General features: G+C 61.2%; 5 protein-coding genes and 1 pseudogene. 4 read left to right on the top strand and 2 right to left on the bottom strand.

Features of this window, described 5'->3' with window-relative positions:
- Position 1 precedes the first annotated feature (1 nt).
- Positions 2-1,123, top strand: a pseudogene (locus BA022_RS09115) (transposase); the annotation flags it as partial.
- A gap of 37 nt (positions 1,124-1,160) precedes the next feature.
- Here BA022_RS09115 and BA022_RS09110 read toward each other — a convergent pair.
- Together BA022_RS09110 and BA022_RS09105 are read right to left on the bottom strand one after the other, a co-directional pair.
- Positions 1,161-3,368 carry a TonB-dependent siderophore receptor gene (locus tag BA022_RS09110; protein WP_088887290.1) on the bottom strand — a complete coding sequence of 736 codons (2,208 nt, stop codon included), beginning with the start codon at positions 3,366-3,368 and terminating at the stop codon, positions 1,161-1,163.
- A gap of 74 nt (positions 3,369-3,442) precedes the next feature.
- Entirely contained in the window at positions 3,443-4,732 is a 1,290-nt protein-coding gene (locus BA022_RS09105) for a lysine N(6)-hydroxylase/L-ornithine N(5)-oxygenase family protein (RefSeq protein WP_088887289.1), read from the bottom strand.
- 345 nt (positions 4,733-5,077) lie between these two features.
- On the opposite strand from BA022_RS09105, the gene BA022_RS09100 reads away from it, so the two are divergent.
- The 3 genes from BA022_RS09100 to BA022_RS09090 are packed head-to-tail and all read left to right on the top strand — an operon-like array spanning position 5,078 to position 9,473.
- Positions 5,078-5,929, top strand: a complete 852-nt coding sequence (locus BA022_RS09100; protein ID WP_088887288.1) for a formyltransferase family protein — start codon at positions 5,078-5,080, stop codon at positions 5,927-5,929.
- On the top strand, positions 5,926-6,972 hold the full coding sequence (locus BA022_RS09095; RefSeq protein WP_088887287.1) for a histone deacetylase family protein: 1,047 nt from the start codon (positions 5,926-5,928) through the stop codon (positions 6,970-6,972). Before BA022_RS09100 ends, BA022_RS09095 begins: the two co-directional genes overlap by 4 nt.
- Positions 6,960-9,473, top strand: coding sequence for a penicillin acylase family protein (locus BA022_RS09090; protein WP_228403784.1), 2,514 nt, complete (start codon positions 6,960-6,962; stop codon positions 9,471-9,473). Before BA022_RS09095 ends, BA022_RS09090 begins: the two co-directional genes overlap by 13 nt.
- The last annotated feature ends 11 nt before the right edge of the window (positions 9,474-9,484 follow it).

Here is a 9,484-nt window from a genome sequence, read left to right as displayed (position 1 = left end):
GTCAGAGCTGCTATACCTCAAGCACGCCTTTAACTTGAGCGACGAAGAACTCTGCGAGCGCTGGAGCGAGAACGTGGTCTGGCAGTTTTTCAGTGGCATGGCGTACTACGAGCCGCGCCTGCCCTGCGACGCCACGCAGATCGGCCGCTTTCGCCGCGTGCTGGGTGAGCCCGGCGTCGAGCAACTGCTCAAGTGCTGCGGCATCGCACTCAAGCAGACGTTTGCCAAGGAGGGCCGTGAGCTGCGCCGCAAGGCCGGTGGCTACGCCCACGCCAAGCAGTTCAAGCGCCTGCGCCGCACGGTCAAGCGCCAGCGTACGATCCTGGGCGCACTCATGCGCAATGCGCGGCACGGCCTGGAATTGACTGCGCAGGGAGTTACCGGGCATGAACTGACCGCACTGGCAATCACGGAGCTGACGATGTGGCTGGAACGCGCCGAGCGCATTCGCACCCAGCGGCGCAACAGCAAGAACAAGCTCTACGCGCTGCACGCACCCGAGGTCGAATGCATCGGCAAGGGCAAGGGCAGGAAGCCTTACGACTTCGGTGTGAAGGTCAGTCTGGCGGTCACGCACCGGCACGGCTAGATGGTGGGCGCTAGGTCCTTCTCCGGTAACCCGTATGACGGCCACACGCTGGCCGAACAATTGGAGCAGACCAACACGCTGCTGCAAGACATTGGCGTGAGGCCCTCCACGGCGGTTGTTGACCTCGGGTTCCGCGGCGTAGATGAAGCCTGCGCACCGGTGCAGATCATCCATCGTGGCAAGTTCAAGTCACTGGATGCGCAGCAGCGCCGCTGGCTCAAGCGGCGACAGGCGATTGAGCCGGCCAATGGTCACACCAAGAGCGACAACCGCATGGATCGCTGCTGGCTCGGCGGCAGCAGCGGTGACGCGCGGCATGCGGTGCTGTGCGCAGCAGGGTTCAACATACGCTGGCTGCTGCGGGCGATTGCCGCCAAGGGGCTGGCGGCCCTACTTTTGGTCTTCTCTCAGGTGGCGTCGTATGCAGCATGCATTGCCAGCACGCTGCAAACTGCCGCACTTGCCACTGGGCCAGCCGAGCGGCTCTTCGTGTGGCAACCCTGGCGCGTCACGCCAAGTTCGGCGACAGAGTGAAGATGAGTTTCGCAGGGCCGAATAATTGGACTCGTCACTACCATCGATACCCAACGGTCAGCACTGCCTGCCGTCTTGGGCCGTAGTTGCAATAGCCGTAGTTGCAAACGCCGAGATATGTCTTGTCAGTCAAGTTGCTGACATTCAGGGCGATACGCCAGTTATGAGGCTCATAGGCAACCATGGCATCCATCAAGGTGTATGAGGGGGCTGTCACATCGTCGTACCCATCGCCCGTTTTCCCAACGTATCGAATGCCGAAACCAGCCTTAAGTTCTGGCAACCCGAAAGAGCCAAACTTATGAACTGCCCAAGCTGCGGCGCTGTGCCTCGGGATGCTCACAAGTTGTTTGTCGAGAGCCGCGATGTCGTCGGGCGTTGTGCGGGTGACCCGGGCTTGGGTATAGGTGTAATTAGTGGTCAAATCCCAGTCTCTAAAGCGCCCAGTAATTTCCAACTCGACGCCCTTTGCTGTCACTTCGCCCCGTTGAATGGAGTAGTTGGGGTCAGCAGGGTCGGTAGCAAGGCGATTGTTCTCCTTTAACTGGTAGGCAGCGGCACTCGCGGTTACCTGCTTGTTTGGAGACCAACGAACCCCGAGTTCAACTTGCTTGCCTCGCCTGGGTTTGAACGCAGTTCCGGTTTTGTCTGAGCCAGCCTGTGGGTCAAAGGATTCGGTATAGCTTGTATAGGGAGCCCACCCGCCATTTGCGAGATAAACCAAGCCAATATTTCGCGAGGTTGCACTACTGTCAGTGACCTGATCGCCGTCCGTCGTTTTGGCGCGGTCATGCCGCAATCCGGCAACGACCACATAGCGCTCGTCAATCTTGATTTGGTCTTGCACGAGAATACCGGTGTTTCGTATGCTCCCTTTGGTTGTTGGTTGCCCATCAAAACTGGGTTCGGGGAATGTGCCATATACCGGGTGGTACACATCCAGTGGCGTTGCACTACCGTCGAGCCTTCTGTAGCTGACATTGGCGCGCATCGCGTCAACACCCAGCAGGAGTGTGTGTTGGGTTCGGCCCCAGGCTAAGTTCCCCTGAAGCAGTAGGTCAGCGTTGGTTACGTTTGTCTTGTTGTCGAAGCCGAATAGGGTGCGATTCAGATAGGTTCCGTTCGGATCGGATGCGCCAGTGGAGTCAACGAATCCCTCCCACCAGTTTGGATACAGCTGCAAGTACCCCCCCTCCGTGCGGTCATGTCTCAGGTTGTGACGCAACTTCCAGGCCGGTGAGAACTCGTGCGAGAACTCGTATCCAAACCGGGTGCGCTCGCCGCCGTTCCGATCCCAGCTTGGCTCGCTGGTGAATAAGGAGGGGGAAATTTTTCCATGCGGGGCCGACTGAATTGTTCCCTGATAGGGAAGGTAGCTGATGGTCGTTCCGGAATCGTCCTTCTGGTACTCGCTGTACAGCGTCAGTTGGGTTGCCGGCAGGATTTTCCAGGTCAGCGAGGGGGCAACGAACATGCGGTTGTTCTTGGCATGGTCTACGCTGTAGTTGCTGTCCTTGCCTAGCGCGATGAAGCGGTACAACAGGTTCTGATCGTCACCGAGGGGCCCCGTGAGGTCGACGGCGATTTGTTTGTGGTCGTAGTTACCGACCTGCAATTCCACGCTGCGACTGGCGTCAGCTTGTGGCCGTTTGGACACCAGGTTAACCACACCACCAGGGCCATTCTGCCCTGCAATTACGGAGGCAGGCCCGCGCAGCACCTCAATACGCTCCAGTCCGAACGGCTCGTTTGTCAGGTAGGGTTTGAACGGATGTGATTGGGACGAGCGAAGTCCGTTAAGTAGAGTGGATCCTTCACTGCCGCCGCGTAGCCGGAATGAGTCATCCCGATTGTTGAGCGCAAATGCTTCCGCCCGGACCCCGGCGGAATAGCGGAGTGCTTCGGTGAGCGTCCCTGCTCCCTGATCTTTGATTTGGTCGGCGGTGATGATACTGATCGACTGCGGCGTTTCAAGGATCGAGGTATCAGTCTTTGTTGCGGTGGAACTACGCTTCGCTACATAGCCTTGCACCGGTCCCGTCGCCGTTTCCTGATCAGCGCTTGCCTTAACAGTCACTACCGGCAATGTGGCTTCCGGGGGTTCCTTTTGAGTTTCCGCGGACTCGGCAGCGCAGGCAATGCCGGTGACAAATAACCCGAGAAGGCCAGCTTGGAGCGCGCGCGCGATCGGGGTGAGTTGTGCGAAAGGCACCTCTCTTTCATTCAGGGTGAAGTGATTTGGCATGACTGGTCGCTTAATCGGAAGGTAAGTGTTTGGGGATATGGGGTTGGTAGAAACGGGAAGCGAAGCTGACCTGATTACAGGGCGCCAATAGCCACTCGCTGCTGTGGAGACTGTGCCGTCGCCAACAACGCGGCACCGATCTCACCCGTGCGCACCGCGGTTACGGACAGCAGCGTGTCACTCAGGCCGTGTGTCGGTTCGCTGGCACCCTGCACGAAGATGGCCGGGTGGAAGTCGGGGGCGGTCTTGAGACGGTAGTGGCGGTCGATCTCGAAGTCGCCGAGGTACGGAGCAAGGGAGGTGAGCACAGTCTTGTGGTACTGGCGCTCGTAGCCTGTTGCCAGCACCACCGCGTCATAGCGGCTGGTGCTGGCCTGTTCGTTGTTCAGGTCGTGTAGCGTCAGGTAGATGCCATCGTTGGCGGTACGAACTTCCCTGACTTCATGCCGGCGCAGGAACTGGTGACGTGTCTCTGCCTTGACCCTCTGTTCGTAGAAAACCTTGAAAATCTGCTGAATCAGTTCCAGATCCGGGCAGGCGTAGTTGGCGTGGCGGAACTCGCGCAACAGTTCGGCGCGTTCGGCCGGCGTGCGGCTGTACATGTAGTCGACGAAGTCGACGTTGAAAATCTCGTTGACGAAAGGGCTGTCGTCGGACGGCTTGATGGCCTGCGCGCGCATGACGAGGTCGACTTGAGGGGCATTGGGTCGGCCATGGAGGTCCATGAAGATTTCAGCGGCGCTCTGGCCTGCACCGATGACGGCGATCCTTTGAGCTTGAGCGTTGGCCGCGATGCTGCCCAGATAGTTGTGGGAGTGAAAGATCCGCGGGTCGTCCTTGAAAGGTCGGAAGCACTCGGGCACATGAACGGTGCCGCCAACGCTCACGACGAGGTTGCGGGCCAGGCGCTCATGTACCTCGCCGGACTGGTCGCGAGAGCGAACGCGCAGCAGGGTGACTTCGCCGCCGCGCTTCTCCGGCAACACCTCGAAGACGGTTTCGCCATAGACGCAACGATCTTCGAACTGGGCTGCTGCCCAAGCGAAGTAGTCGCTGAACTCGTGGCGGCTGGGGAAGAAGGTCTTGAGGTTGATGAAGTCCTGTAGGCGCTGCTTCTCGTGCAGATAGTTGACGAAGGTGAAGCGGCTGGTCGGGTTGCGCAGCGTGGCCAGGTCCTTGAGGAAGGAGATCTGCATGTGCGCGTGATCGAGCACCATGTTCGGATGCCAGGTGAAGCCCGTTTGTCGCTCGATGAACAGCGAGCTGACGTTCTGGGCGCCGGCCAGCCGCTTCTCGTCCAGCGCGATGGCAAGCGCGATGTTGGACGGGCCGAAGCCGATGCCGATGAAATCATGAATGAGCATGCCGCACTCCTATGTCAGGTTGGATCGGCACCACATGGGTGCGCCAAGTTGCCGGCTACGTGTCAGGCCGGGTTACAGATACCAAGACGAGGTGCCCCGACGTTTGTTTAGTCGACCTGCCTGGGCGGCGCTTTTTGGGGTGGTTTCGTGGGCGATGTGCGGTGACCCTTAAACAATCAAGCCGGTCGTTCGTCTTGGATGCGTAGGTGTGGATCTGTGTGGCTCGCCGCGCGATGCCTCGTCCTGTGTGATCAGGCTGGATGCTCCGCACTGGTCATGTCGCGCCGGGCGTTCGCGCGCTGGTACGCGGGTCATTTCTTCTAACTTCGTGGTGATGGGGTGTACATGGCAAAGACGAAGCTTGTTTACGTTTGGTCGTTGAGGAATGCCGCGGCCGACAAGGCTGGGCAGGCCATCGAATACAAGGGGGAGCGGCGGTACATGAAGTCGCCGCTCGAGTACCTGGTCGAGGCCTTGAATGGGACGAAGCTGGGGGATGCCTACTCCTTGGAAGCGGTCATTTATGACGACGACGAGGGGTCGGCTCGGGATAGGGGGCAGGTCAAGGATTACGGCTTCTCGTATCAGCCTGGTGGGCAGTGGTTCTATCCACCGACGCTTGAGGTGGGCGGGCGGCGCGTGAACGATCTGCTGTGCGCCATTCCCTCGACCTACCGCCGGCTGCCCCTGGATGCGGCCGAGCGTGCCGCGGGCAAGAGTGCCTTCGAGGCTCGCCTGCTGGACAAGTTGTTGACGCTGGGCGCGGAGTTGGTGGTGCTCGACGGGCTGCTGGTCATCCTTGACGAGTTGGTGCGTCCGGGGGCGCCGTTCGACCGCAAGATCGTCAACATCCATCCCGGCATCACCCGGATCGAGTCGCCTTACGAGCGACGCGGCGCCTATGCAACTCTTGATGCGTTGCATGGGGCGAAAGGCCAGAAGGTCGTGAACTGGCAGACGATGGAGATGAAGCCGGTGCCGGTGGTGGACATGACCGGGGCGTCGTTCCACTACGTTGACAACGGCATCGATTCCGGCGAGGTGATCCTCGACGTGCTCAACACCCGGATCGATCCGCAGGACACCATCCTGGAGCTGCGCTGGAACAACTTCAACAACAGCCTGTTCCCGGCCCTGCAGCAGGGTTTGGCGCACATGGCTGGGCTGTCCGATGTCGTTGCGAACGAGCCGGCATGATCACGTTCTACAACGCCGATCACGTCCATCATCAGGGCAAGCTGGAGATGTTTCGCGGCGAGTTTGTGCCGTGCTTCGAGGTGGCGGCGCGCGCCGAGCGCGTGCTGGAGGAGCTTCGCCGTCGTCAGCTGGGAGCTATTGAGGAGCCCGTGTCTTTCGACGATTCGGTGTTGCATCGGGTTCACGCGCCGCGCTACGTCGATTTCCTTCGCGGAGCCTGGGACGAGTGGGTGGCGCTGAATCCGGCCCATCGTGATCGGGACGCGCTGCCTTCGGTTTGGCCGGTACGGCAGCATCGCAGCGATTTGTTGCCCGAGAACTTCGCGGCACGCATGGGCCTGTTCTCATTCGACGTGGGTACGCCGCTCACCAATGGTACATGGCGTGCTGCGCGCGGTGGTGCGGCGTGTGCGCTTTCCGCTGTCGAACGCATCCGCTCGGGTGCAAGGTCGGCCTTCGCGCTGACGCGCCCGCCCGGCCACCATGCTGGCCAGGACTTCTTCGGGGGCTACTGTTTCTTGAACAACGCCGCCCTTGCGGCGCAGGCACTGCGCGACGGTGGAGCGGAGCGGGTCGCGGTGCTGGACATCGATTACCACCACGGCAACGGTACGCAGAGCATCTTCTACGAGCGCGCCGATGTTTTCTTCGCGAGCATTCACGGCGATCCACGGACCGAGTACCCGTTCTACCTGGGCTATGCCGAAGAGGTGGGGCTGGAGGCCGGGCGCGGCTTCAACCTGAACATCCCGTTGCCGCGAGGAACCGTGTTCCCTGCTTGGCGCGCGGCGCTGGCGGATGCCCTTCGCGCCATTGGCGATTTCCATGCCGATGCCCTGGTGGTGTCGTTGGGGGTCGATACCTTCGAGGCCGACCCGATCTCCGGATTTCGGTTGCGCAGTGAAGACTACCTCAGGGTTGGCGAGGATATCGCCCACGCCCGGCTGCCCACGGTCTTGGTGCTGGAAGGTGGCTACGCGGTCGAGGAAATCGGTGTCAACGTCTTGAATGTACTGGAAGGATTTGAAGCGTGTTCTTCGTGAGCGGGTTGTTGGGAGAGGGGCGAGGCACAGCTGGATGGCGCGCCTGGGCGTTGATGCTTTGCGGTGGGCTGCAGCTGTTGGCGGGGGCCTCGCATGCGAAGGCGCCGGTGCCATCGGCCCTGCCGGTGGTGACAGGTGTCGAGATCAGGCGCACCACGGATGGCATCCCGCATCTTCGGGCGGGCAGTTGGCGTGAACTCGGGGTTGGTGTCGGCTATGTCCAGGCGCAGGATGCGCTGTGCACCCTGGCCGAGGCCTTCGTCACCTACGAGGGGCGGCGCGCCTGGTTCTTCGGGGCCGATGGCCGACCGGCACGTGACTCCACATTCGGAAGACCGAAGAACGTCGATCTGGACTTTTTCTTCCGCGCTTTCGCTGATGACAAGGTGCTGGCCAGCTACCGGGAGCAGCATCCACCCGAGTTGAATGAGCTCGTCGACGGGTTTGCCGCCGGCTACAACCGCTATCTGGCGGATGCCCGCAGCGGCCAGGTGCGAGCGACTGGCCGGTCTTGCTTGAAGCAGCCCTGGGTTCGGGACATCACGGCGGACGACATTCATCGGCGCATGTTTGCGGCCCAGATTGCGGCCGGCTACGCCAAGTTCATCACCGAGATGGCGAATGCTAAGCCAGTGAAGTCCACATCCGATGCCAAAGTGGGGGAGGGAGGCGATGCGGTGCTGCGCAGTCGGCTCGCTCAGCGAATTGGCACGCAGCCCGGCATTGGCAGCAACGTCCTCGCCTTTGGCCGCGAGGCCACAGGTGGAGACGGCGCAGTGTTGTTCGGTAATCCGCACTGGTACTGGGGTGGTCCGGATCGGTTCTACCAGATGCACTTGACCATCCCGGGAAAGATCGACGTGGCGGGTGTTGCGTTTCTGGGCGTGCCGGTGGTCATGATCGGTTTCAACGACCACGTGGCCTGGAGTCACACTGTGTCGGAGGCGCGCCGTTTTGGTTTGTTCGATGTGACGTTGGATGCCGCCGATCCGACGCGCTACCAAGTCGACGGAAAGACCGAGGCGATGACGGCGCGCGAAGTCGGCGTTGAAGTGCGTGCCGACGATGGGAGCGTGCGTCGCATCACACGCACGTTCTATCGGACCCGCTTCGGACCGGTGGTAGACCTCGGCGGCCACAATGCAGCGTTTGGCTGGGGTTTGGCCCATGCCTTAGTCATTCGGGATGTGAACGCCGAGAACTTTCGCATCTTCCGTAACTTCTTCTACTGGAATCAGGCGAAGTCTCTGGACGATTTCATCGCGATCCAGCGCCGCGAGGCGGCTGTTCCCTGGGTCAATACCGTGGCCATTGGTCGTGGTGAGGGCCGCGGGGACGGACGGGTTTGGTATGGCGATGTCGGTGCAGTGCCCAATGCCCCAGACGATCTGCGCAAGGCGTGCATGACGCCGCTGGCAGCGGGCTTCGCGAACGTGGATCCTCATACCCCCGTTCTTGATGGTAGTCGCTCGGCCTGCGATTGGCGGTTGGATCTGGCCGCGGTGCAGCCAGGCGCCATGCCGGTTGCTGCATTGCCCTGGCTGCTGCGCGAAGACTATGTGGCGAACATGAACGACAGCTACTGGCTCAGCAATGTTCGCCAGCCGCTGGAGGGGTTCCCTTCGCTACTCGGCGGCGAACGCAAGCCGTTGGATTTGCGGGGTAGATTGGGGCACCATATGGCGCTTGATCTGCTCCGGGGCCAGGCCACATCGGCCGAAGCCCTGAGTCGCCGTGTGATGAGGGATGTACTGACACCGCGGTCCTACTCCGCCGAGTTGTTCAAGGGCGAGGTGCTTGCCCAGGCTTGTGTGCAGCCGGTCGTCGAACTAGATGCCGACATGCTGAAGGCAGCGGGGCTGGACGGGCTGGTAAAGGTTGGAACGGCGGCACGCAAGGTCGACGTCGCACGGGCCTGCACAGTCCTGCGTCGCTGGGCGAACAAGGCAAATCCCGGCGACCATGGTGTCTTGCTGTGGGAGGCCCTCTGGGCTCGCCTGGAACAGATTCCGGCCGACGATCTCTACGGCGTTGCTTTCTCCAGCGACGCCCCTTTGGATACACCTCGCAAGCTGCTGACGAGTGAAGGAACGGCGGCCAAGGCGCTGGCTGCGACCGTGGTGGAGTTTGGTGCCAAGGGGTGGTCGCTGGATGGGGTGTTGGGAGCACATCGCTTTGTGGCGAGCGGGGGGTATCGCTTCCCGATCTATGGCGGATGCCACTCGGCGGGCTATTTCACCGTGGCTTGCAACGATGATGGCGGCAACAAGTTGGGGCCGGATTCCTTGGCGAACAGCTACCTTCAGGTGGTGCGTTTCGGCCCGTCCGGGGTGGAAGCGCACACGTTGCTCGCACACGGCCAGGACGAAGCTGCAGTGGCGGGTGGTCAAGGCGCTGCTCCAGTCGCCCGCTATGCCCGCAAGGCCTGGCTGCGTTTCCCGTTCCGGGAGGATGAGATCGCACGCGATCCCAAGCGTAGTCGTCTTGTGCTGAGTCCCTGAGTTGGAGCGCC

Source organism: Diaphorobacter nitroreducens (assembly GCF_002214645.1).
GTDB lineage: Bacteria > Pseudomonadota > Gammaproteobacteria > Burkholderiales > Burkholderiaceae_C > Diaphorobacter > Diaphorobacter nitroreducens.
This window is presented reverse-complemented; position numbering and strand designations above follow the sequence as displayed.

Excerpts from the sequence above, each read along its gene's own strand:
- BA022_RS09110 (WP_088887290.1), bottom strand. The coding sequence starts at position 3,368 with ATGCCAAATCACTTCACCCTGAATGAAAGAGAGGTGCCTTTCGCACAA.
- BA022_RS09105 (WP_088887289.1), bottom strand. The coding sequence starts at position 4,732 with ATGCTCATTCATGATTTCATCGGCATCGGCTTCGGCCCGTCCAACATC.
- BA022_RS09100 (WP_088887288.1), top strand. The coding sequence starts at position 5,078 with ATGGCAAAGACGAAGCTTGTTTACGTTTGGTCGTTGAGGAATGCCGCG.
- BA022_RS09095 (WP_088887287.1), top strand. The coding sequence starts at position 5,926 with ATGATCACGTTCTACAACGCCGATCACGTCCATCATCAGGGCAAGCTG.